General features: G+C 70.8%; 21 protein-coding genes and 1 riboswitch. Of the genes, 13 read left to right on the top strand and 8 right to left on the bottom strand.

Going from position 1 to position 21,229, the window contains the following annotated elements; translation table 11 throughout:
• Window positions 1-137: 137 nt before the first annotated feature.
• Complete coding sequence (locus tag RAMLITH_RS12910; protein ID WP_168107836.1) at window positions 138-1,340, bottom strand: ammonium transporter; 1,203 nt, start codon at window positions 1,338-1,340, stop codon at window positions 138-140.
• A gap of 105 nt (window positions 1,341-1,445) precedes the next feature.
• Window positions 1,446-1,615, top strand: a riboswitch (yybP-ykoY riboswitch).
• Between the two features lie 8 nt (window positions 1,616-1,623).
• On the opposite strand from RAMLITH_RS12910, the gene RAMLITH_RS12905 reads away from it, so the two are divergent.
• On the top strand, window positions 1,624-2,190 hold the full coding sequence (locus RAMLITH_RS12905; protein WP_168107835.1) for a TMEM165/GDT1 family protein: 567 nt from the start codon (window positions 1,624-1,626) through the stop codon (window positions 2,188-2,190).
• Window positions 2,191-2,207: 17 nt separating this feature from the next.
• On the opposite strand, the gene RAMLITH_RS12900 is transcribed toward RAMLITH_RS12905, so the two are convergent.
• Window positions 2,208-3,044, bottom strand: coding sequence for a formate/nitrite transporter family protein (locus RAMLITH_RS12900; RefSeq protein WP_168107834.1), 837 nt, complete (start codon window positions 3,042-3,044; stop codon window positions 2,208-2,210).
• A 181-nt stretch (window positions 3,045-3,225) separates the two neighbouring features.
• Here RAMLITH_RS12900 and metX point away from each other — a divergent pair, with 181 nt between their 5' ends.
• The 9 genes from metX to RAMLITH_RS12855 all read left to right on the top strand — a co-directional run bounded on the left by metX (window position 3,226) and on the right by RAMLITH_RS12855 (window position 11,208).
• Complete coding sequence (gene metX, locus RAMLITH_RS12895) at window positions 3,226-4,455, top strand: homoserine O-succinyltransferase MetX (protein WP_168107833.1); 1,230 nt, start codon at window positions 3,226-3,228, stop codon at window positions 4,453-4,455.
• Complete coding sequence (gene metW / locus RAMLITH_RS12890) at window positions 4,452-5,036, top strand: methionine biosynthesis protein MetW (RefSeq protein WP_168107832.1); 585 nt, start codon at window positions 4,452-4,454, stop codon at window positions 5,034-5,036. The genes metX and metW overlap by 4 nt, the downstream gene beginning before the upstream one ends.
• Before the next feature lie 71 nt (window positions 5,037-5,107).
• The gene (locus RAMLITH_RS12885; protein ID WP_168107831.1) at window positions 5,108-5,887 is read left to right on the top strand and encodes a FadR/GntR family transcriptional regulator; all 780 of its coding nucleotides are present in this window, start codon (window positions 5,108-5,110) and stop codon (window positions 5,885-5,887) included.
• Window positions 5,888-5,917: 30 nt separating this feature from the next.
• The gene (ltnD, locus tag RAMLITH_RS12880; protein WP_168107830.1) at window positions 5,918-6,859 is read left to right on the top strand and encodes an L-threonate dehydrogenase; all 942 of its coding nucleotides are present in this window, start codon (window positions 5,918-5,920) and stop codon (window positions 6,857-6,859) included.
• Window positions 6,856-7,866 (top strand): D-erythronate dehydrogenase, encoded by a 1,011-nt coding sequence (denD, locus tag RAMLITH_RS12875; protein ID WP_168107829.1) that lies wholly within the window; start codon window positions 6,856-6,858, stop codon window positions 7,864-7,866. Before ltnD ends, denD begins: the two co-directional genes overlap by 4 nt.
• Window positions 7,866-9,131 (top strand): 3-oxo-tetronate kinase, encoded by a 1,266-nt coding sequence (gene otnK, locus RAMLITH_RS12870; protein WP_168107828.1) that lies wholly within the window; start codon window positions 7,866-7,868, stop codon window positions 9,129-9,131. Before denD ends, otnK begins: the two co-directional genes overlap by 1 nt.
• The gene (locus tag RAMLITH_RS12865) at window positions 9,128-9,790 is read left to right on the top strand and encodes a class II aldolase/adducin family protein (RefSeq protein ID WP_168107827.1); all 663 of its coding nucleotides are present in this window, start codon (window positions 9,128-9,130) and stop codon (window positions 9,788-9,790) included. The genes otnK and RAMLITH_RS12865 overlap by 4 nt, the downstream gene beginning before the upstream one ends.
• A gap of 11 nt (window positions 9,791-9,801) precedes the next feature.
• On the top strand, window positions 9,802-10,611 hold the full coding sequence (gene otnI, locus RAMLITH_RS12860; RefSeq protein WP_168107826.1) for a 2-oxo-tetronate isomerase: 810 nt from the start codon (window positions 9,802-9,804) through the stop codon (window positions 10,609-10,611).
• Window positions 10,612-10,623: 12 nt separating this feature from the next.
• Window positions 10,624-11,208 carry a YigZ family protein gene (locus RAMLITH_RS12855; protein ID WP_168107825.1) on the top strand — a complete coding sequence of 195 codons (585 nt, stop codon included), beginning with the start codon at window positions 10,624-10,626 and terminating at the stop codon, window positions 11,206-11,208.
• On the opposite strand, the gene RAMLITH_RS12850 is transcribed toward RAMLITH_RS12855, so the two are convergent.
• The 3 genes from RAMLITH_RS12850 to RAMLITH_RS12840 all read right to left on the bottom strand — a co-directional run bounded on the left by RAMLITH_RS12850 (window position 11,156) and on the right by RAMLITH_RS12840 (window position 13,291).
• Window positions 11,156-12,085 (bottom strand): cytochrome c oxidase assembly protein, encoded by a 930-nt coding sequence (locus tag RAMLITH_RS12850; protein ID WP_168107824.1) that lies wholly within the window; start codon window positions 12,083-12,085, stop codon window positions 11,156-11,158. The genes RAMLITH_RS12855 and RAMLITH_RS12850 overlap by 53 nt on opposite strands.
• A 60-nt stretch (window positions 12,086-12,145) precedes the next feature.
• Window positions 12,146-12,337, bottom strand: a complete 192-nt coding sequence (locus tag RAMLITH_RS12845) for a DUF3606 domain-containing protein (protein WP_168107823.1) — start codon at window positions 12,335-12,337, stop codon at window positions 12,146-12,148.
• A 183-nt stretch (window positions 12,338-12,520) separates the two neighbouring features.
• The gene (locus tag RAMLITH_RS12840) at window positions 12,521-13,291 is read right to left on the bottom strand and encodes a DUF72 domain-containing protein (RefSeq protein ID WP_168107822.1); all 771 of its coding nucleotides are present in this window, start codon (window positions 13,289-13,291) and stop codon (window positions 12,521-12,523) included.
• Between the two features lie 100 nt (window positions 13,292-13,391).
• On the opposite strand from RAMLITH_RS12840, the gene RAMLITH_RS12835 reads away from it, so the two are divergent.
• Window positions 13,392-14,864, top strand: coding sequence for a M20 family metallopeptidase (locus RAMLITH_RS12835; RefSeq protein WP_168107821.1), 1,473 nt, complete (start codon window positions 13,392-13,394; stop codon window positions 14,862-14,864).
• Window positions 14,865-14,881: 17 nt separating this feature from the next.
• Window positions 14,882-15,733 (top strand): alpha/beta hydrolase, encoded by an 852-nt coding sequence (locus RAMLITH_RS12830; RefSeq protein ID WP_181017775.1) that lies wholly within the window; start codon window positions 14,882-14,884, stop codon window positions 15,731-15,733.
• Here RAMLITH_RS12830 and RAMLITH_RS12825 read toward each other — a convergent pair.
• The 3 genes from RAMLITH_RS12825 to RAMLITH_RS12815 all read right to left on the bottom strand — a co-directional run bounded on the left by RAMLITH_RS12825 (window position 15,699) and on the right by RAMLITH_RS12815 (window position 18,789).
• Window positions 15,699-16,874: an MFS transporter gene (locus RAMLITH_RS12825; RefSeq protein WP_168107820.1), complete on the bottom strand. Its 1,176-nt coding sequence runs from the start codon at window positions 16,872-16,874 to the stop codon at window positions 15,699-15,701. The genes RAMLITH_RS12830 and RAMLITH_RS12825 overlap by 35 nt on opposite strands.
• Window positions 16,875-16,967: 93 nt before the next feature.
• Complete coding sequence (locus tag RAMLITH_RS12820) at window positions 16,968-17,720, bottom strand: 16S rRNA (uracil(1498)-N(3))-methyltransferase (RefSeq protein WP_168107819.1); 753 nt, start codon at window positions 17,718-17,720, stop codon at window positions 16,968-16,970.
• Entirely contained in the window at window positions 17,701-18,789 is a 1,089-nt protein-coding gene (locus tag RAMLITH_RS12815; RefSeq protein WP_168107818.1) for an aminoglycoside phosphotransferase family protein, read from the bottom strand. The genes RAMLITH_RS12820 and RAMLITH_RS12815 overlap by 20 nt, the downstream gene beginning before the upstream one ends.
• Window positions 18,790-18,861: 72 nt before the next feature.
• On the opposite strand from RAMLITH_RS12815, the gene RAMLITH_RS12810 reads away from it, so the two are divergent.
• Window positions 18,862-21,225 (top strand): LPS-assembly protein LptD, encoded by a 2,364-nt coding sequence (locus RAMLITH_RS12810; RefSeq protein WP_168107817.1) that lies wholly within the window; start codon window positions 18,862-18,864, stop codon window positions 21,223-21,225.
• Window positions 21,226-21,229: the final 4 nt, after the last annotated feature.

The raw sequence follows: 21,229 nt of genomic DNA, 5'->3' as shown, positions 1-21,229 counted from the left end.
AACGCAAGCTACAAACCACGCGAAACCGACAGTCACCGCACACTATGTACCGCCTCAGGCGGCACCGGGCGATTATGGGGCATCCGTGTCTTTCGTGCTTGACTTTCGAAAAACAGGTTCTGCCGGACCGCCGGCGCTCACCAGGTCGCCTCGCGCTCCGGGGTCGAACCGATCCTGTGGATGGCCAGGTCGGCGCCCTGGTGCTCCTCCTCGGGCGACAGGCGCAGCCCCGTCAGGGCCCGGAGCGTGCCGTACACGGCCAGCCCCGCGAGCGACGCCCACGCCACGCCCAGCAGGGTGCCGGCCAGCTGGGCGGCGATGCCCACGCCGCCGAGGCCGCCCAGCGCCGGCTGGCCGAAGATGCCGGCGGCAATGCCGCCCCAGGCGCCGCACAGGCCGTGCAAGGGCCACACGCCCAGCACGTCGTCGATCTTCCAGCGGTTCTGGGTCAGCGTGAACAGGAACACGAAGATCGCGCCGGCGGCCGCCCCCACCGCGAGCGCGCCCGCCGGGTGCATCACGTCCGAGCCGGCGCAGACGGCGACCAGCCCGGCGAGCGGCCCGTTGTGCGCGAAACCCGGGTCGTTGCGGCCCAATGCCAGCGCGGCCAAGGTGCCGCCGGCCATCGCCATCAGCGAGTTGACGGCGACCAGGCCCGACATCCTGTCGATGGTCTGGGCGCTCATCACGTTGAAGCCGAACCAGCCCACGGTGAGGATCCAGGCGCCCAGCGCGAGGAACGGGATGTTCGACGGCGGGTGCGCCGAGATCGCGCCGTCCTTGCGGTAGCGGTTGCTGCGCGGCCCCAGCAGCAGCACGGCGGGCAGCGCGAGCCAGCCACCCATGGCGTGCACCACCACGGAGCCGGCGAAGTCGTGGAACTCGGCGCCGGTCGCCGCCTTGAGCCAGGCCTGGACGCCGAAGGCCTGGTTCCAGGCGACTCCTTCGAACAGCGGATACACGACGCCCACGATCACCGCCGTGGCGGCGAGCTGGGGCCCGAACCGGGCGCGCTCGGCGATGCCGCCCGAGACGATCGCGGGGATCGCAGCGGCGAACGTGAGCAGGAAGAAGAACTTGACCAGCTCGTAGCCGTTGCGCGCCGCCAGCTGCTCGGCGCCCACGAGGAAACTGGTGCCGTACGCCACCGCGTAGCCGACGAAGAAGTACGCCACCGTGGAGACCGAGAAGTCCGCGAGGATCTTCACCAGGGCGTTGACCTGGTTCTTCTTGCGCACGGTCCCGAGTTCCAGGAACGCGAAGCCGGCGTGCATGGCGAGCACCATGATGCCGCCGAGCAGGATGAACAGGGCGTCCGAGCCCTGTTTGAGTGCTTCCATGAATCTCTCCGGTGCAGATGCCCCTTCGTGGTGCGCTCTGCGGCGCTTCGGGGCGGGTGCACCAGCGGGAAGCAACAAGCGAGCCACGACGGTGCGACTAGAATGCCGCCTGTCATCGGGGAGTAGCCTCCCTTCGAATCCGAAAGGGGCTTGCGTCAACAGACTTGGGGCGACCCATGGCGCAAGCGGTCCGGACTTGGCGAGACCTTTGACTGCGCAGCCTCCGTCATGGCCGGGGAAGCTGGGCAGTCATTGCGTGCGCGCCGGCCGGACTCCCCCACTCATGGAATCCTTCCTCGTTTCCACCGGCATCGTCACCCTCGCCGAAATGGGCGACAAGACGCAGCTGCTGTCGCTCGTGCTGGCCGCGCGCTTTCGCAAGCCGTGGCCGATCATTGCCGGCATCCTCGTCGCCACCCTCGCCAACCACGCGCTGGCGGGCGCGGCCGGCACCTGGGTCACGTCGCTGCTCGGTCCCGACGTGCTGCGCTGGGTGCTCGGCGGCTCGTTCCTGGCGATGGCCGCCTGGATGCTGATCCCCGACAAGTTCGACGAGGGCGATGCCGGCCAGGCGCCGCGGCTGGGCGTGTTCGGCACGACGCTGATCGCCTTCTTCCTGGCCGAGATGGGCGACAAGACGCAGATCGCCACGGTGATGCTGGCGGCCCAGTACAACGCCTGGGCGGCGGTGGTGGCCGGCACGACGCTGGGCATGCTGCTGGCGAACGCGCCGGTGGTGTGGTTCGGCGACGCCGTCACCCGCCGCGTGCCGATCCGTGTCGTGCACGTGGTGTCCGCGGTGATCTTCGCCGTGCTGGGTACGGCGGCCCTGGCGGGCTGGGGCTCCTGAGCGGCCGCCGCAGGCGCTCAGCTGGTCTCCACCTGCTCCGGCGTTTCCGGCGCCCGGCGGCGCTGGTAGATCACGTGGTAGGTCAGGCCCACCAGCACGCTGCCGCCGAGCAGGTTGCCGGCAATGACGAACACCAGGTTGCCGGCCATGCCGGACCAGGTCACCAGCGCCGCGGCATCGGGCGGCTGCACCAGCATCGCCAGTGGCATCAGGTACATGTTGGCGATGCTGTGCTCGAAGCCGGCGGCGACGAACGCGCCGATCGGGAACACGACGGCCACCGCCTTGTCGACCACGCTGCGGCCGGCCATCGCCATCCAGACCGCCATGCAGACCAGAACGTTGCACAGCACGCCGCGCAGGAACGCCTCCCAGGCCGGGAGCGCCTGCTTCGCGAGCGCGATCCTGACCACTGTGCGGCCGATCGCACCCTCGTTCATCCCGGTGTGCCCGCTCGCGAACACCAGCAGCGCCAGCCCGGCGGCGCCGACGAAGTTGGCCGCGCACACGAGCGTCCAGTTGCGCAGCACTTCGATCGTGGTGATGCGGCCGTCGGCCCAGGCCATGGCCAGCAGGTTGTTGCCGGTGAACAGCTCGGCGCCCGCCACCACCACCAGCAGCAGGCCCAGCGAGAAGACCAGCCCGCCGCCGACCTGCGCGGCCGCGAAGCCGAGCGTCGGATCGGAGCGCACGATCACGAACAGCATCGAGCCCAGGCCGATGAAGGCGCCGGCCAGCACGCCCAGCATCAGCAGCGGCAGCGTTGCCATCCGCGCCTTCGCCACGCCCACGGTCTCGACGCGCCGTGCCACTTCGAGCGGCGCATAGGCGTCGGATCCATACAGCTCGCTCATGGCGATCCTCCGGAGGTCTGCACGTATACTAGTGCGGCGCCGATTTGCTCCAGCTTGCGGGCGCTCAATAAATGCCGCTAAAGATCGCCCTGCCGACCCGGCCTCGCATCTTGCAGCGGCGCCGGGTTTTTTGCTGCAGCCGCAGCGTCGAGAGGGCCGGGAGGGCCGCTGCCTTGTTGCCATGATCGTCACGCCGCAATCGATGCCGTTTCGCGAGCCGCTCGCCCTGCAAAGCGGCGCGGCGATCCGCGACTACGCCCTCGCCTACGAGACCTACGGGACGCTCAACGCGCAGCGCAGCAACGCGGTGCTCATCTGTCACGCGCTCAATGCGTCGCACCACGTGGCCGGCGCCTATGCCGGCCAGGAGCGATCGCAAGGCTGGTGGGACACGATGATCGGTCCCGGCAAGCCGGTCGACACCGACCGCTTCTTCGTCGTCGGCGTGAACAACCTCGGATCGTGCTTCGGCTCCACCGGGCCGATGCACGTGAACCCCGACACCGGTCGCGTCTACGGCGCGGATTTCCCGGTGGTGACGGTGGAGGACTGGGTCAACGCGCAGGCGCGCCTGCTGGACGCGCTGGGCATCGAGCGGCTGGCCGCCGTGATGGGCGGCAGCCTCGGCGGCATGCAAGCGCTGTCGTGGACCCTCCAATACCCGCAGCGCGTCGCCCATGCCGTGGTGATCGCCAGCGCGCCCAATCTCACCGCCGAGAACATCGCCTTCAACGAAGTGGCGCGGCGGGCGATCGTCACCGACCCCGATTTCCACGGCGGCCATTTCTACGAGCACGGCGTCATCCCGCGCCGCGGCCTGCGCATCGCGCGCATGATCGGCCACATCACCTATCTCAGCGACGACGTCATGAACGAGAAGTTCGGGCGCCAGTTGCGCGAGCGGATGGACGCGGTGCAGCGCACCGCCGGGGCCTACAGCTACACGCTGCAGGACGTCGAGTTCCAGATCGAGAGCTATCTGCGCTACCAGGGCGACAAGTTCAGCGAGTACTTCGACGCCAACACCTACCTGCTGATCACGCGGGCGCTCGACTACTTCGATCCGGCGCTGGCGCACGACGGCAACCTCGCGAAGGCGCTCGCGCCCGCGCTGGCGAAATTCCTGCTGGTGAGCTTCACGACCGACTGGCGCTTCTCGCCCAAGCGTAGCCGGGAGATCGTCAAGGCGCTGCTGGACAACCGGCGCGACGTCAGCTACGCCGAGATCGACGCGCCGCACGGCCACGACGCCTTCCTGCTGGAGGATGCGCGCTACATGGCCGTCGTGCGTGCGTACTTCGACCGCGTGGGCAAGGAGTTGATGAGCGCCGCCGGGCCGTCCCAAGGCGCGAAGGCCCCCCCGGGGGGCAGCGAACCACACGCAGTGGGGAGCGTGGGGGCACCATCATGAGCGACCGGCTGACGATGGAGTCGATCGCGCGGCTGGTGCCGCCCGGCTCGCGCGTGCTGGACCTCGGCTGCGGCGACGGCGCCATGCTCGACTGGCTGCAGCGCGAGCGCGGCTGCAGCGGCTACGGCATCGAGATCTCGGACGCCAACGTGCTCGCGTGCGTCAGGCGCGGCGTCAACGTGATCCAGGCGAACCTCGACCAGGGCCTCGCCATCTTCGACGACGGCTCCTTCGACGTGGTGCTGCAGGTGGACACGCTGCAGCACCTGCGCAATGCCGAGACCATGCTGGTGGAGACGGCCCGGGTGGGCCGCATCGGCATCGTGGCGTTCCCGAACTTCGCGCACTGGCCGAATCGGCTGAGCATCGTGCGCGGCCGCATGCCGGTGACCAAGCGCCTGCCTTACCAGTGGTACGACACGCCCAACATCCGCGTCGGCACGTTCAAGGACTTCGAGGTGCTGGCCACCAAGAACCGGCTCGCGATCCTCGACGCCTTCGGGCTGCAGGAAGGCCGGGAAGTGCGCTTCCTGCCCAATGCCCGCGCCGGGACCGCGGTCTTCAAGTTCGAGCGGGGCTGAAGCGGCGCCGGGCGCGGTGCCGCCCGTGGCCCCGGCGCCGGGGCAGCACCGGGTATCCTTGCCGTTCTTTCATGACCAGCCAGTTCACGCCCGTCACCAGCGGCGCACGCCTGTCGGACCAGGTGGCCCGCCAGCTTGCCGCGGAAATCGCCGCCGGCCGGCTGGCCGCCGGCGCCAAGCTGCCGCCCGAATCCAGGCTGGTCGAGCAGTTCGAGGTGAGCCGCACCGTCGTGCGCGAGGCGATGTCGCGCCTGAAGTCGCTGGGACTGGTCGATTCGCGCCAGGGCAGCGGCGTATACGTCACCGCCAACCCGGCGTACGCGCCCCTGAACTTCGACGCGCGCCACGCCGAGTCGCGCGCGGCGGTGGTGCAGATGGCCGAAGTGCGGCGGGCCCTCGAAGCCGAGGCGGCCGGGCTCGCGGCCGACCGCCGCGACGCCGCGGACGTCCAGCGCCTGCACGATGCGATGGCGGCCATCGAACGCACGGTGCTGGCCGGCGGCGACGGCGTGGAAGAGGATCTGCAGTTCCACCGCGCCGTCGCGCAGGCTTCGCACAACCCCTTCCTGATCGGCACGCTGGACTACCTCGCGCAATTCATGCGCGGCGCCATCGGCGTGACGCGTGCCAACGAGGCGCGCCGCGCGGATTTCGCGGCCCAGGTGCGCCAGGAGCACGCCGCGGTGCTGCGGGCGATCGAGGCGCAGGACCGGACCCGGGCCCGCGCGGCGGCGTCGCGCCACATGGACAATGCCATCCGCCGCATCGAGGATGCCGACCCCGGCTTCTGGCGCCAGCAGGGCGAGCGGCTGGCGGTGCCGCTGGTGTCGCCGGTCGCACGACGGGCCTGAACGCCGTGCGTCAACTTGTATGATGACCATATGAATTCAAGCGCCATGACGGCGCCGCGTCCCCGGGACGTAGGCGTCATCGGGCTGGGGGCGATGGGGGGCGGCATGGCCCGCTCGCTGCGCCGCGCCGGCCACACCGTCCATGTATTCGACGTGCGTCCCGAAGTGGCACGCGCTTTCGTTGCCGAGGGCGGCGCTTCCTGCGGCTCCCCCGCGCAGCTGGCGCCGCACTGCGACGTCATCGTCAGCGTGGTGGTCAACGCGGCGCAGACCGAGAGCGTGCTGTTCGGCGAAGGCGGCTGCGCCGCCGCGATGAAGCCGGGCAGCGTCTTCGTCATGTGCTCCACCGTGGATCCCGGCTGGTCGGCGGCACTGGAGCAGCGGCTCGCGCAGCAAGGCATCCTGTACCTCGACGCACCGATCTCCGGCGGCGCCGCCCGCGCCGAGGCCGGCCAGATCACGATGATGACCGCCGGCCGCCCGCAAGCCTACGAGCGCTGCGGCAGCGTGCTGGACGCGATGGCGGCCAAGGTCTACCGGCTCGGCGACAGCGCCGGCGCCGGCAGCAAGGTGAAGGTCATCAACCAGTTGCTGGCCGGGGTGCACATCGCCGCGGCCGCCGAAGCGATGGCGCTGGGGCTGCGCGAAGGCGTGGATGCGGCCGCGCTGTACGAGGTGATCACCCACAGCGCCGGCAACAGCTGGATGTTCGAGAACCGCATGGCGCACGTGCTGGCCGGCGACTACACGCCGCTCTCGGCGGTGGACATCTTCGTGAAGGACCTCGGCATCGTGCTCGACGTCGCTCGCGCCACCAGGTTTCCGCTGCCGCTGTCGTCCACCGCTCACCAGATGTTCATGCAGGCCTCCAGCGCCGGCCATGGCCGCGAGGACGACAGCGCCGTCATCAAGATCTTTCCCGGCATCGCCTTGCCGGGCAGCAACACACCAGACCAAGGAAAGACGAAATGAAGATCCTCATCACCGGCGGCAGCGGCTTCCTCGGCGCGCGCCTGGCCCGCACGCTGCTCGCCAAGGGCAGCCTGTCCGTTGGCGGCGCCGCGCCGCGCGCCATCGAATCGATCACGCTGGCCGACCGGGCGCCGCCGCCGGACGACCTCGCCCGCGACCCCCGCGTGAAGTTTGCCGGCGGCGACCTCAACGAGCAGGTCGCCAGCCGCACGATTCCGGCCGCCGGCACCGACGTGGTGTTCCACCTGGCCGCGGCCGTGAGCGGCGAATGCGAGGCCGACTTCGACCTGGGCATGCGCAGCAACCTGGATGCGACCCGCGCCTTGCTCGACGCCTGCCGTGCGCTCGGCAACCAGCCGACCTTCGTCTTCTCCAGTTCGCTGGCGGTGTTCGGCAACCTGCCGGGCCAGCCGCTGCCGGAGCCGATCTCCGACTACACGCTGCCGACGCCGCAAGGCAGTTACGGCATCCAGAAATACATCGGCGAGCAGCTGGTGGCCGACTACGCGCGCAAGAAGTTCGTGCGTGGCCGCAGCGTGCGCCTGATGACGGTGAGCGTGCGGCCGGGCCGTCCCAACGGCGCCGCGTCGAGCTTCCTGTCGGGGATGATCCGCGAGCCGCTCGCCGGCGTGCGGGCGCAGGTGCCGGTGGCAGCCGACACGCCGGTGGCGCTCTCGTCGCCCGCGCGCACCATCGAAGGCATCATCCGCGCCGCCGAGGCGAGCGACGCCGAGTGGGGTCCTCTCACCGCGATCAACCTGCCGTCGCTGCGCACCACGGTGGGCGAGATGGCCGCCGCGCTGGAGCGGGTGGCCGGCAAGGACGCCAGCGCGCTGCTGGACTGGACGCCGGATCCGGCCATCATCAAGCTGGTCAAGACCTGGCCGGGCAACGTCACCTTCGAGCGGGCGCGCGGCCTCGGCCTGCAGGCGGACACCGACTACGTGCAGGTGGTGCGCGACTACATCCGCGAGAACCCGCAGGCCGTGAAACTGCCGGTCCAGTGATGGCCTCGATCCGCCTCGGCTGCATCGCCGACGACTTCACGGGCGCCACCGACCTCGCCAACAACCTGGTGCGCAGCGGCATGCGGGCCGTGCAGACCATCGGCGTGCCCGACGGCCCGCTGCAGGTCGACGCCGACGCCGTGGTGGTGGCGCTGAAGTCGCGCACCACGCCGGCCGCCGACGCAGCGCGCGAGTCGCTCGCGGCGTTGCGCTGGCTGCAGTCGCAAGGAGCGCAGCAGGTCTACTTCAAGTACTGCTCCACGTTCGACAGCACGGCGCAGGGCAACATCGGCCCCGTGACCGAGGCGCTCATGGAGGCGCTCGATGCGCCGTTCACGATCGCGACGCCGGCGTTCCCCGACAACCAGCGCACCGTGTTCAAGGGCTACCTGTTCGTCGGCGAAGTGCTGCTCAGCGAATCGGGTATGCGCGACCACCCGCTGACGCCCATGCGCGACGCCAACCTGGTGCGGGTGCTGCAGTCGCAGTGCCGGCGCAAGGTCGGCCTGATCGACTACCGCACCGTGGCCAAGGGCGAGGCGGCGATCCGCGAGCGCATCGCGGCGCTGCAGGCCGAGGGCGTCGCGATCGCGGTGGTCGACGCGCTCGGCAACGACGACCTGCTGCGGCTCGGGCCGGCGCTGAAGGACCTGCGCCTCGTGACCGCCGGTTCCGGCGTCGCGATCGGCCTGCCGGGCAACTTCGGCATCGCCGCATCGGCTGCCGCCAGCCGGCTCCCCGCCGCCGAAGGCCTGCAGGCGGTGGTCTCGGGCAGCTGCTCGGTCGCCACCAACCGCCAGGTGCGTTCCTTCATCGAGGCCGGACGGCCGGCGTACGCGATCGAGCCGCGGCGCATCGCCGCCGGCGACGATGTCGTCGCGCAGGTGCTGGCCTGGGCCCGGCCCTTGCTCGCGCAGGGACCGGTGCTGGTGTACTCGACGGCCGAGCCCGCGGCCGTCAAGGCGGTGCAGGGCGAGCTCGGCGTGGACGAGGCGGGCGCGATGGTGGAGCGGACCATCGCCGCCATCGCGCGCGGGCTGGTGGACCTCGGCGTGCGCCAGCTGGTGGTCGCCGGCGGCGAGACCTCCGGCGCCTGCGTGCAGGCCCTGGGCATGCGGCAGCTGCAGATCGGGCCGCAGATCGATCCCGGCGTGCCGTGGTGCTGGGGCCGCGACGCCGCCGGCCGCGCGCTGCACGTGACGCTCAAGTCGGGCAATTTCGGCGCCGACGACTTCTTCACCAAGGCATTCGCCCAGCTGTCATGAACGAATCCGCAGCGCGCGAGGAGATCTGCCGCGTCGGCAAGAGCCTGTTCGATCGCGGCTACGTGCACGCGACGGCGGGCAACGTCAGCGTGCGGCTGGACGACGGCTTCCTGATCACGCCGACCGACGCCTGCCTCGGCTTCCTCGACCCGGCGCAACTCGCGCGCGTGGACGCCGAAGGCCGGCAGGTGTCCGGCGAGCGCGCCAGCAAGACGCTGGTGCTGCACGCGGCGATCTACCGCGCGGCACAGGCGTTCGCGCCCGAAACGCGCTGCGTCATCCACACCCACAGCACGCACACCGTGGCGCTCAGCCTGCGCGGGCACGGGCCCGAACTGCTGGCGCCGATCACGCCGTACTTCGTGATGAAGGTCGGCCACGTGCCGCTGGTGCCGTACCACCGCCCGGGGGCGCCGGAAGTCGCCGAGGAAGTCGCCCGGCTGATCGCCGACTACGGCGCCAGGGGACGGCCGATCCGCGCCGTCATGCTGGAACGCCTCGGGCCCAACGTCTGGCACGACACGCCGGCGGCCGCGATGGCGGCGCTGGAGGAACTGGAAGAAACCGCCCGCCTCGCCCTGCTCGACCAGGGCGGCTGCCACCCGCTGTCGCAGCCGCAGATCGAGGAATTGCGCCGCGTGTTCGGCGCGCACTGGTAGGAGAGAGAAACATGCCGCGCTTTGCCGCCAACCTGTCGATGCTCTATCCCGAGCTCGATTTCCTCGCCCGCTTCGAGGCCGCCGCCCGCGACGGCTTCCAGGCCGTGGAATACCTGTTCCCGTATGCCTATCCGGCGCAGGAACTCGCCGCGCTGCTGAAGGCCAACCGGCTGCAGCAGGTGCTGTTCAACGCGCCTCCCGGCGACTGGGACGGCGGCGAACGGGGGCTCGCCTGCCTGCCGGGGCGCGAGAAGGAATTCCGCGAAGGCGTCGTCACGGCGCTCACCTATGCGCAGGCGCTCGAGTGCCCGCGCATCCACGTGATGGCGGGACTGGTGCCGGCCGGCCAGGAGCGCGCCGACCTGGGTGGCACTTACGTCGCCAACCTGCGCTGGGCGGCGCAGGAGGCGGCGCGCCGCGGCATCGACGTGCTCATGGAGCCGATCAACACCCGCGACATCCCCGGCTTCTTCCTCAATCGCCAGGACCAGGCGCACGAGATCGTCCAGCAGATCGGCGCGCCGAACCTCAAGGTGCAGATGGACCTGTACCACTGCCAGGTGGTGGAAGGCGATGTGGCGATGAAGATCCGCAAGTACCTGCCGACCGGACGCGTCGGGCACTTCCAGATCGCGGGCGTTCCCGAGCGGCACGAGCCGGACGTCGGCGAGGTCAACTACGAGTACCTGTTCCAGGTGATCGACCAGGTCTCGCAGCAATGCGGCTGGTCGGGCTGGGTCGGCTGCGAATACAAGCCGCGGCTGGGCGCGAGCCCGGACGGCACCTCGCAGGGCCTGCGCTGGTTCCAGCGCTGGCGCTGAGACAATCGGCGGGTGGCCCTCACCCTCGCGCAGCCCGCGCACGCCGAAGTCGTCATCAAGAAGAGCCAGTTCCTCGCCTGCGTGCAGGCGGTGCCGGACCGCGAACAGGCGCTGGCGATCGTGGCGCGGTTGCGCGCGGAACATCCACAAGCGGCGCATGTCTGCTGGGCCCTGCTGGCCGGCGGCCACTCGGCGGCCAACGACGACGGCGAGCCGGGCGGCACCGCTGGCCGCCCCATGCTGGAAGTGCTGCGCCGGCAGGACCTTGAGGGCGTACTGGCGACGGTCGTCCGCTATTTCGGCGGCATCAAGCTCGGCGCGGGCGGCCTGGTGCGGGCTTACACCGACGCGGTGGCGCAGGCGCTGCTCGGTGCGCAGAAACTGCCGCTGCGCAGGTTCATGGCCCTGCGTTGCTCGGTGCCCTACGCGCTGGAAGGCATGGTGCGGCGCGAGCTGCAGCAGGCCGGCGCGACGCTCGGTGGCGTGTCACACGGCGACCAAGTGGAGTTCGCCTTCAGCGTGGCCGACGATGCGGCCGCGGCGCTCAGGATGCGCCTGAACGAGGCAGGGCAGGGGGCGTTGCGCTGGCTGGAGTGACGTCGGGCCGGGCGAGCAGGCGCCCGACGAGCGCGAGGCCCGCGATCACGTACGCGATCCCTCCCGGCACCCACATGATCAGGCCGCCCAGTTGCTGGTCTTCCACGGGCGCGAGTCCGAAGGCGCCACCGGCCTGCTGGTAGGTAGGATACCACACGGTCTGGGAGAAGGTGAGCAGGGCACCGAGGGCGCCGGTGTGCATCATCGTGGCGAAGACGTAGGCCAGCGCGAACCCGCCGCGCGGGGAGCGCGGGTCGCCCCCGAGCACCGCCCACCAGAACAGCAGTGCGGTGCCGAGGAAGGTCGCGTGCTGCAGGACGTGCACGGCCTCCTGGTGCAGCGCGGCCTCGAACAGCATGGGCACGTGCCAGGCCCACAGGGCGAAGGCGTGCAGCACCCAGGCCGTGACCGGCCGCGTGACGCCGCCCCAGGCCGCCGCCAGCCAGCGCCAGCGCGTGGCCGCGCCGATCCGGCGCCGCTGCGGCGGCGCGAGCGCCCAGGTCCAGGCGGCGAGCGGCCGCCCGAGCACGAGCAGGGGCGCGGCCACGACCATCAGCAACTCGTGCTGCACCATGTGCGCCGCGAAGAGCCGGGTGCCCAGTGCATCCAGCGGCGTCACGAGCGCCGCCGCGAGCGCCATCCAGCCGGCGGCGAAGGAAGCTGCCTGCCATGGCCGGATGCCGCGGCCGGCACCGGCCCGGCGCCACAGGTGCGCGAGGCCGGTCGTGTACAGGACGGCGGCGAGCGCCAGCAGGCACAGCAGCCATGCTTCGGGACGCCACGCTGCGACAGCGCCCGCGGGCTCGTCCAGCGAGTGCGCGCCGGCGGCACCGGCCGCCAGCAGCGCCGCTACTGCCAGCAGGGGGACGGCAGCCATTGAAGGGAAAAGTCGGAGTAGGTCGCCTTTCAGGCGGCGCGTTGCCGGATTGGTCCCGGCTCAGAGAGCCACGATGTCCTTGCCGTCCAGCAGTTGTTCGACCTGCGCTGCGGAGTTGCCGACTTCGGCTACCGCTTGCCGCAGCTGCTGCGGGCTGCAGCCCAGCCGCTTGCTCCACCAGCTGACCTCGCGCGGGTCGTCGAGGTCGATCAGGCCGCGGTCGGCCGGCACGGTTTCGAAGACGTAAGCCATGGCGCAACTCCCTGTGTTCTTGTCGTATCCGTCATTGGGCCGCAGTCACGGCATGTAGCCTGAGGGGGCGTGTCGAAACACGCTGTCATCCACTTCCTGACGGACGTATAGGAAAAATGCCGAGGCACAGTCGCGAATGGCGATGGCCGTGCGAAGGCCACGGATCAGTGAACGGTGGCGTCTTCAGCCGACGGCGCGCATGAGCTCGAGCGCGGCGGCCGGGGCCCGCTCCTTGGCGCCGTTGATGAAATACACGAACACCTCGCGCCGCGGGCCGCTGCCGACCCAGGCGCGCGCGCCCTCGGCCCAGGCGGCAATCTGCGCGGGCGGGTATCCGGTCGGGCAGGCGGCCGCGCTGCGCATCAGCCGGATGTAGGCGAGGTCGCCGGCAGCGTCCGCGATCGCCGGAAACTGCGGCGCGTCGGTATGCACCGTCGAGCAGCCGTAGCGCCGTGCCAGCGCGAGGTACTCGGCGCAGGCGAAGCTCTCGTGGCGCACGTCAAGCACGTGGCGCAGCGGCAGCCCGCCGGCGCTGGCCGGCAGCAGCGCGAGAAAAGCCTCGAAATCGGCGGGATCGAAGCGCTTGCCGGGCATGAACTGCCACACGATCGGCCCCAGCTTCCCGCCGAGTTCGGCGATGCCGCTGCCGACGAAACGGCGGATCGGCTCGGCGGCCGTCGCGAGCACCTTGCGGTTGGTGGCGAAGCGGCTGGCCTTGAGCGAGAAGACAAAGCCATCCGGCGTCTGCTCGCGCCAGGCGGCGAAGGTGGCCGGCCCGAGCGTGCGGTAATAGGTGCCGTTGGCCTCGATGGCGGACAGCTGCCGGCTCGCGTGGGCGAGCTCCTGCTTGTGCGGCAGCCCCGGCGGGAAGAAGGTTCCGCGCCATGGCGGGTAGGTCCAGCCGCCGATGCCGATGCGGATGCGGCTGGTGTCGGGTGCGGCGACTGGGGACATGGGCGCACTCTAACGCCGGCGGGCGGGCCATGGAATGTCCCGGTCCCGGGCTCGCCGCGGCAGGCGTACAGTGGCGGTTTTTTCCACCGAGCCAGACGTCATGAACGCTCCCTTGCACCGTGAAATCCCGAGCGGGCTGCTCGACCCCGCCGCCGCGCTGGCCCATGCGACGGCCAGGTGGGACGGCGACATCGTGCGCCAGCTGACCGACTACATCGCCATTCCGGCCAAGTCGCCCGGTTTCGACCCCGCCTGGGCGCAGCACGGCCACATCGAGACCGTGGTGCGCAATGCAGCCGCCTGGGTCGAGGCGCAGAAGGTCGAGGGGCTTTCGCTGGAGATCGTCCGCCTGCCGGGCCGCACGCCGGTCCTGTTCTTCGAGATCGCGGCTTCGCGCAGCGAATCGAAGCAGACCGTGCTGATGTACGGACACCTGGACAAGCAGCCCGAGTTCACGGGCTGGCGTTCCGACCTCGGCCCGTGGACGCCGAAGTACGAAGACGGCAAGCTCTATGGCCGCGGCGGCGCCGACGACGGCTATGCGGTGTACGCCAGCATCGCCGCGGTGCAGGCGCTCAAGGCACAGGGCGTTCCGCACCCGAGAGTCGTGGGGCTGATCGAGACCTGCGAGGAGTCGGGCTCGTACGATTTGCTGCCGTACGTCGACGCCTTGCGGCCGCGGCTGGGCGACGTGGGCCTCGTGATCTGCCTGGACTCGGGTGCCGGCAACTACGACCAGCTGTGGCTCACCACCTCGCTGCGCGGCCTCGCCGGCGGCACGCTGAAAGTGGAGGTGCTCACCGAAGGCGTGCACTCCGGCGACGCCTCCGGGCTGGTGCCCTCGAGCTTCCGCATCATGCGGCAGGTGCTCGACCGGCTGGAGGACAGCGCGACCGGCCGGCTGCTGCCGGCGAGCTTCCACTGCGAAGTGCCCGCCGATCGGCTGGCGCAGGCCCGGGCCACCGCCGCGATCCTCGGCGAGGAGGTGTACAGGCGCTTCCCCTGGGCGCACTGGGACTGCGGTGGCTCGACGGCGTTCGCGCTGCCGACCACCACCGATCCGCTGCAGGCCCTCGTCAACCGCACCTGGACGCCCGCGCTGTCGGTGACCGGCGCCGAGGGCTTCCCGGCGCTGCAGGACGCCGGCAACGTGCTGCGGCCGTACACGGCGTTCAAGCTGTCGCTGCGCCTGCCGCCGCTGGTGGACGCGGCGCGCGCCGTGCAGGAGCTCAAGACCCTGCTGGAGGACAACGCGCCCTACCAGGCCAAGGTCACGTTCGAGGCCGGCAGCGCGGCGACGGGCTGGAACGCGCCGGCGACGGCGCCCTGGTTCGAGCAGGCGCTGAACGACGCGTCGCAGGCGCAGTTCGGCGCGCCGTGCGGCTACATCGGCCAGGGCGGCACCATCCCGCTGATGAACATGTTGAGCGAAGGCTTCCCGCAGGCCCAGATGATGGTGTGCGGGGTGCTGGGGCCCAAGAGCAACGCGCACGGCCCCAACGAGTTCCTGCACGTGCCGTATGCCAAGAAGCTGACGGCGGCGGTGGCGCAGGTGATCGCCCGCGCGCCGTGAGCCGCGGAGCCGGCTTGATGCGGGCCGCCGAGGCCATCCTGTCGCCTTTCACGGCCAGCGACGGCGAGAACATCGCGCTGCGCGACTGGCCGCTGCCGTACGGCGCCACCCAGTGCGGCGTGGTCGTGCTCGTGCACGGGCTCGGCGAGCATGCCGGCCGCTACGAGGCCCTGGCCAGCCGGCTCAACGCATGGGGTTACGCGGTACGCGGCTACGACCAGTACGGCCATGGCGAATCGAGCGGCGCCCGCGGCAGCCTGCCGTCGGTGGCGCGGCTGGTCGAGGACCTGGCGGACGTGCTCGAGAGCACCCGGCAGCGTTTCGGCGCGGGGGCGCCGCTGATCCTGCTGGGCCACAGCCTCGGCGGCCTGGTGGCGGCGAGCCTGGTCGCCCGCAACGGCGCCGGGGTGGACGCCCTGGTGCTGTCCTCGCCGGCCTTCGCGGCCGGCCTGGGCGGCTTCCAGAAATTGCTGGTGGCCACGCTGCCGCGCGTCGCGCCGAACCTGGCGGTGGGCAACGGGGTCGACCCGGAATTCCTCTCGCACGACCCCCAGGTCGTGACCGCCTACCGCGAGGATCCGCTGGTCCACGACCGGATTTCGGGCCGCCTGGCCGCGTTCATCGCCGAGGAAGGGCCGCGCGTCGTGCGGCACGCAGGCGAATGGAAAGTGCCGACGCTGCTGCTGTACGCCGGCGCCGACCGGCTGGTCGATCCGCAAGGCAGCCGCGACTTCGCGGCGGCCGCGCCGCCGGGCGTCGTCACCGCCGACTGCTTCGAGCCGCTGTTCCACGAGATCTTCAACGAGCTCGGCAGCGAGCCCGTCTTCGAGCGCCTCAGGCAGTGGCTGGACCAGCGCTTCGGCGCTTGAGGGCCAGCCACGCCAGCGCGCCGGCCGTCAGCGCCACCGGCACCAGCGAGCCGTAATTGAGCAGCTGCCAGCCCTGCGTCGTCACCAGCACGCCGGACGAGAACGAGCTGAGGGCCAGCGTCGCGAACACGAAGAAGTTCAGCGCGCCTTGCGCCGCATCGCGTTCCTCGGGCCGGTAGGCCGACAGCGACAAGGTGGTCGCGCCGGTGAACAGGAAGTTCCAGCCGACGCCCAGCAGGAACAGCGCGATCAGGAACTGGTGCAGGTCGACGCCCGACAGCGCGATGGCGATGCACGCGAGATTCAGCGCAACGCCGACGCCCATCACCGGCAGCGCGCCGAAGCGCTTGATCAGGTTGCCGGTGAAGAACCCGGGCGCGAACATGCCGATCACGTGCCACTGCAACACCAGCGCGGCGTCCGAGAACGGCAGCGCGCATTGCTGCATCGCGATCGGCGTGGCGGCCATCAGCAGGTTCATCACGCCGTAGCTGAGCGCGCCGGCCAGCGCCGCGACGATGAAGACCGGCTGCTTCATGACCTCGGCCAGCGGCCGTCCGCCGTGGGCGGACTTCTTCTCGAGCGGCGGGGGGAACCGGATGAACGACAACGCGGCCATCGACAGCAGCGCCACCACGGCGAGCGCGATGTAGGCGCCGGCGAACGGCACCTCGAACAGGGTGCGGGTGCGCGCCGCCAGGTTGGGCCCCACCACGGCGCCGAGCAGGCCGCCGGCCATCACCCACGACACCGCCTTTTCCGGCGCGGAGCGGCCGGCCAGTTCGGCGGCCGCGAAGCGATAGAGGTTGGCGTTGGCGTTGTAATAACCCGCCACCAGCGTCGCGAAGCACAGGAGCCAGAAGTTGCGGCTGAAGGCGGCATAGGCGCACAGCAGCGCCGAGAGCAGGGCGACCGCGAGCCCGGCCTGGAACGAGGCCTTGCGCCCGAACCGCTGCTGCGTCTTCGTCACGATGCCGGTGGAGAGTGCACCGCCGACGACGTAGGCCATCACCGGGACCGTCGCCATCCAGCCCAGCGGTGCCAGCGCCAGCCCCACCAGCCCGTTGATGGCGATGAAGGTGACGTTGTTGGTCATGAAGAGGCCCTGGCAGAGCGTCAGCAGGCCGAGATTGCGGTTCATGTCATGTCCTGGGAGGGCCGGCCGGTGCTGCGCACCGCGGCGGCGATGGCCGAGCCCTGATTGTTGCGCCTTTCCGGCTGAGCTGCCCGAGGGTCACTGCGCCCACCGTGCCAGCGCCACCAGCGGCGCCGTCTCGGCCCGCAGCACCCGTGCGCCAAGCGAGAGCGGGCGGAACCCCGAGGCGCGCGCGGCGGCTTCCTCGGCCGGGGCCAGTCCGCCCTCGGGACCGGACAGGAGCGTCAGCGGTTCGCTGCCATCCTGCCCCGGCGCTGCGCACCCCGCGCCGGCATCGAGCGACAGCACCCAGCGTTCGCCGCCCGTCGCGGGAGCGTCCCCCAGTGCCCGCAACCACGACCCGAACTCCTGTGGCTCGTGCACGACCGGCACCCGGTTGCGGCCGCACTGCTCGCACGCCGCGACCGCCACGCCCTGCCAATGCGCCTGCCGGCGCGCCGCGCGCTCGCCCGCCAGGCGCACCACGCTGCGTTGCGCCAGCAGCGGCTGGATGCTGGCCGCACCGAGCTCGGTGGCCTTCTCGACCAGCCAGTCCATGCGTTCGTTGGCCGGCATGCCGACCGCCAGGTGCACCGCGCGGCGCGCCTCGCGCTCGATGGGATCGTGCGATTCCAGCCGCACCTGCACGTCGCTGCGGCCCATGTGCTGGACCACCGCGCGCCACTCGCCGCCGCGCCCGTCGAACAGGATGACCGGCGCGCCCGGCTGCAGGCGCAGCACCTGGACGTGTCGGGCCGCGCCGGGCGGCAGGTCCAGCGCGGTGCCGGGGGCCAGCGCCTGCGGGCAGTGGATGCGCGGCGCGCGGGCCGCGTCAGAGGCGGCCGAAGGCATACGCCGTGGCGGGCGTGGTGCCCTCGACTTCGTCCACCAGCCGCAGCAGCGGCGCGAGCTCGCGGTAGCGGCTCGCCGTGGCGCGGATGTAGCCGATGAAGCGGGGCGCGTCGGCGAGGTACTTCGGCTTGCCGTCGCGCAGCGTCAGCCGCGCGAAGATGCCCGCCACCTTGAGGTGCCGCTGCAGCCCCATCCATTCGACCCCGCGGTAGAACTCGCCGAAGTCGGCGTCGACCGGCAGCCCCGCCTTCTGCGCGGCCTGCCAGTAGCGCACCGTGATGTCGAGGACGAATTCCTCGTCCCAGCTGAGGAAGGCGTCGCGCATCAGGCTGGCGATGTCGTAGGTGATCGGGCCTTCCACGGCGTCCTGGAAGTCGAGCACGCCCAGCCGCGGTTCGGCCGGGTCGGCCGGCATCATCAGGTTGCGCGGCATGAAGTCGCGGTGCACGTACACCGCCGGCGACGCCAGGTTGCGCTCGATGATGAGCTTGAACAGGCCATCGAGCTTCGAGCGCAGCTCGCCTTGCACGGCCACGCCGCGGTGCCGCTCCAGGTACCAGTCGGGGAACAGCGCCAGCTCGCGCGCCAGCAGGGCCTCGTCATAAGGCGGCAGCACGCCGGGACGGGAGGCGGCTTGCCAGGCGACGAGCGCGTCGACGGCACGCAGGTACAGCCGCTGCGTTTCCTGCGTCGGCTCGGTGCCGACCACCTCGATCATGGTGTGCGCGCCGAGGTCGTCCATGAGCATGAAGCCCAGCGGCTCGTCCCAGGCCAGCACGCGCGGCACGTTGAGGCCGGCGTCGGCCATGAGCCGCGCCACTTTCACGAACGGGCGGCAGTCCTCCTTGTCCGGTGGCGCGTCCATGATGATGCGGGTGCCGCCGTGGGCATCCACCCGCAGGTAGCGGCGAAAACTGGCATCGGCGGACGCCGGCCGCAGCGTCTCGGGCCGCAGGCCGTGCTCGCCGGCCAGGGCTTCGAGCCAGCGGCCAAACGCCGCTTCGCGCCGCGGGTCGGCCCACGTGACCTGGACTGGCGCCTCGGGAGGTGAATTGGCGGGAACGCTCATGGATAATCCATTCTACAAATGCAGTCCTGCCGGCGCGGCGCCGCGCCGCGGCGGGAATCTCCATCGCCCTTGATGCACGACTCGACCCGCCGGGCGTTCCGCCCCCGCTTTGCCCTCACGCCCGTCGCGCTGGTCGCGTGCGCCTTGCTCCAGGGCCACGCCGTGCTGGCGCAGGAACAGTCGCCGCTGCAGTTGCGGCCGAGCCCGATGCTGCGCGACGACATCCCCGGCGACGTCGCGCGCGAGCTGCCGGTGTTCGTCGAAGGCGAGCACATCCAGGGCCGGCCGGACCTGGAGACCGTCATCGAAGGCGGCGCGCAGCTGCGTCGCGGCGATACGCTCATCCGGGCCGACCGCCTCGAGTACTGGCAGCCCGACGACCTGGCGCGGGCGCGCGGCAACGTGCACCTCAATCGCGCCGGCAACGTCTTCGAGGGTCCGCTGCTGGAGCTGAAGGTGGAGTCGTTCGAGGGCTTCTTCAGCCAGCCGAACTACCGGTTCCTGCGCAACGACGCCTACGGCGAGGCGGACCGGGTCGACTTCATCGACGAGAAGCGGGCGATCATCCGCAACGCGACGTACACGACCTGCCAGCGCCGGCCGGGCCCGGGGTGGATGCCGGACTGGATCCTGCGGGCCGCCAGCATCCGCATCGACAACGAGGAGGAGACCGGCCAGGCCAGCGGCGCGCTGCTCAGCTTCATGGGTGTGCCGATCCTGCCGATCCCGGCGCTGAGCTTTCCCCTGACCGACAAGCGCAAGTCGGGGGTGCTGCCGCCGACCATCGGCCTGGACAGCCTGAACGGCCTCGAGCTCACGGTGCCTTACTACTGGAACATCGCGCCCAATCGCGATGCGACGCTGTATCCGACGCTGATGACCAAGCGCGGTGTCGACCTGGGCGGGGAGTTCCGCTACCTGGAGCGCAGCTACGCCGGCCAGGTCCGCGCCAACCTCATGCCCGGCGACCGCCTGCGCGACCGCGACCGCTGGGGCTTCTCGGCGCAGCACGACGGCGCGCTGTTCGCCGGCTCGCCGGTCGGCGGCATCGGCCTGAACCTCAACCTGAACCGGGTCAGCGACGACAACTACTGGCGCGATTTCTCGCGGACCACGGCCTCGCTGACCCAGCGGCTGCTCACCAACGAAGGGGCGCTGTCGTGGTCGCGCGGCGACCTCTCGGTGCTGGCGCGCGCGCTGAAGTGGCAGGTGCTGCAGGACGTCGATGCCCCCATCCTGCCGCCGTACGACCGCATGCCGCAGGTGGCGGCGCGCTACCTGCGCGGCAACCTGGCCGGCGGGCTGGAAGCCTCGGTCGAGGCGGACTACACGCGCTTCGAGGCCGACCGCCGGCTGACGCGGCAGCCGAACGCCCACCGCAGCTACACCTTGGCGCAGGTCAGCCGGCCATGGCAGGCGCCGGGCTGGTTCGTCACGCCGAGGCTGCAGTTGCACGCGACCAACTACCAGTTCGACGCGCCGCTGGCGACCGGGCAGGAATCGGCGAGCCGGGTGGTGCCGACCGCGAGCCTGGATTCCGGCCTGCTATTCGAACGCGACGCGAGCTTCTTCGGCCGCAGCTTTCGCCAGACGCTGGAGCCGCGGGCGTTCTACGTCTACACGCCGTTCCGCGAGCAGAACCACCTGCCGAACTACGACTCGGCGCTGAACGACTTCAATTTCGCCAGCATCTACACCGAGAACGAGTTCGGCGGCCACGACCGCATCTCCGAGACCCACCTGCTGACGCTGGGCGCCAGCACCCGGCTGCTCGATCCGGACACCGGTGCCGAGGCGGCCCGCTTCGGCGTGGCGCAGCGGCTGCGCTTCGAGGACCAGCGGGTGACGCTGCCGGGCGGCGCGCCGGTCAGCGAACGGCTGTCGGACATCCTTTTCGGCGCCACGATCAACTGGACCCCGCGCTGGAGCGTGGACTCCACCGTGCAGTACAACCCCAAGACCGGCCGCTCGATCCGCTCCACCATCGGCGGTCGCTACAGCCCGGGCAACTACCGGGTGGTGAGCGCCGCCTACCGGCTGCAGCGCGGCCTCAGCGAGCAGCTTGACATCGGCTGGCAATGGCCGCTCAACGACCTGTGGGGCGACAAGGGGCTCGACCTCGGCCCGGGCCGCGGCGAGGGCGAGGGCCGCTGGTACAGCGTCGGCCGCCTGAACCTGAGCCTGAAGGACCGTCGGCTGGTGGACACCATCGTGGGCCTGGAATACGACGCCGGCTGCTGGCTGGGACGGATCGTGTTCGAGCGCCTGCAAAGCAGCACCAATACCTCGAACAAGCGCATCCTGTTCCAGCTCGAGTTCGTGGGCTTCACCAGGCTCGGCACGAACGCGCTCCAGCGCCTCAGGGAGAATATCCCGCGCTACCAGTTCCTGCGCGAGCAGGTCAGCGCGCCCAGCCGATTCAGCAATTACGATTGACCAG

The organism is Ramlibacter lithotrophicus (genome assembly GCF_012184415.1).
In the GTDB taxonomy this organism is placed as follows: Bacteria; Pseudomonadota; Gammaproteobacteria; order Burkholderiales; family Burkholderiaceae_C; genus Ramlibacter; species Ramlibacter lithotrophicus.
Note: the sequence above shows the minus strand (reverse complement) of the source record. Positions and strands in the feature narration are given on the sequence as shown.

What these genes read in the sequence shown, in the direction of transcription:
- RAMLITH_RS12910 (WP_168107836.1), bottom strand. Translation starts at nt 1,340, where the DNA reads ATGGAAGCACTCAAACAGGGCTCGGACGCCCTGTTCATCCTGCTCGGC.
- RAMLITH_RS12905 (WP_168107835.1), top strand. Translation starts at nt 1,624, where the DNA reads ATGGAATCCTTCCTCGTTTCCACCGGCATCGTCACCCTCGCCGAAATG.
- RAMLITH_RS12900 (WP_168107834.1), bottom strand. Translation starts at nt 3,044, where the DNA reads ATGAGCGAGCTGTATGGATCCGACGCCTATGCGCCGCTCGAAGTGGCA.
- metX (WP_168107833.1), top strand. Translation starts at nt 3,226, where the DNA reads ATGATCGTCACGCCGCAATCGATGCCGTTTCGCGAGCCGCTCGCCCTG.
- metW (WP_168107832.1), top strand. Translation starts at nt 4,452, where the DNA reads ATGAGCGACCGGCTGACGATGGAGTCGATCGCGCGGCTGGTGCCGCCC.
- RAMLITH_RS12885 (WP_168107831.1), top strand. Translation starts at nt 5,108, where the DNA reads ATGACCAGCCAGTTCACGCCCGTCACCAGCGGCGCACGCCTGTCGGAC.
- ltnD (WP_168107830.1), top strand. Translation starts at nt 5,918, where the DNA reads ATGAATTCAAGCGCCATGACGGCGCCGCGTCCCCGGGACGTAGGCGTC.
- denD (WP_168107829.1), top strand. Translation starts at nt 6,856, where the DNA reads ATGAAGATCCTCATCACCGGCGGCAGCGGCTTCCTCGGCGCGCGCCTG.
- otnK (WP_168107828.1), top strand. Translation starts at nt 7,866, where the DNA reads ATGGCCTCGATCCGCCTCGGCTGCATCGCCGACGACTTCACGGGCGCC.
- RAMLITH_RS12865 (WP_168107827.1), top strand. Translation starts at nt 9,128, where the DNA reads ATGAACGAATCCGCAGCGCGCGAGGAGATCTGCCGCGTCGGCAAGAGC.
- otnI (WP_168107826.1), top strand. Translation starts at nt 9,802, where the DNA reads ATGCCGCGCTTTGCCGCCAACCTGTCGATGCTCTATCCCGAGCTCGAT.
- RAMLITH_RS12850 (WP_168107824.1), bottom strand. Translation starts at nt 12,085, where the DNA reads ATGGCTGCCGTCCCCCTGCTGGCAGTAGCGGCGCTGCTGGCGGCCGGT.
- RAMLITH_RS12845 (WP_168107823.1), bottom strand. Translation starts at nt 12,337, where the DNA reads ATGGCTTACGTCTTCGAAACCGTGCCGGCCGACCGCGGCCTGATCGAC.
- RAMLITH_RS12840 (WP_168107822.1), bottom strand. Translation starts at nt 13,291, where the DNA reads ATGTCCCCAGTCGCCGCACCCGACACCAGCCGCATCCGCATCGGCATC.
- RAMLITH_RS12835 (WP_168107821.1), top strand. Translation starts at nt 13,392, where the DNA reads ATGAACGCTCCCTTGCACCGTGAAATCCCGAGCGGGCTGCTCGACCCC.
- RAMLITH_RS12830 (WP_181017775.1), top strand. Translation starts at nt 14,882, where the DNA reads ATGCGGGCCGCCGAGGCCATCCTGTCGCCTTTCACGGCCAGCGACGGC.
- RAMLITH_RS12825 (WP_168107820.1), bottom strand. Translation starts at nt 16,874, where the DNA reads ATGAACCGCAATCTCGGCCTGCTGACGCTCTGCCAGGGCCTCTTCATG.
- RAMLITH_RS12820 (WP_168107819.1), bottom strand. Translation starts at nt 17,720, where the DNA reads ATGCCTTCGGCCGCCTCTGACGCGGCCCGCGCGCCGCGCATCCACTGC.
- RAMLITH_RS12815 (WP_168107818.1), bottom strand. Translation starts at nt 18,789, where the DNA reads ATGAGCGTTCCCGCCAATTCACCTCCCGAGGCGCCAGTCCAGGTCACG.
- RAMLITH_RS12810 (WP_168107817.1), top strand. Translation starts at nt 18,862, where the DNA reads ATGCACGACTCGACCCGCCGGGCGTTCCGCCCCCGCTTTGCCCTCACG.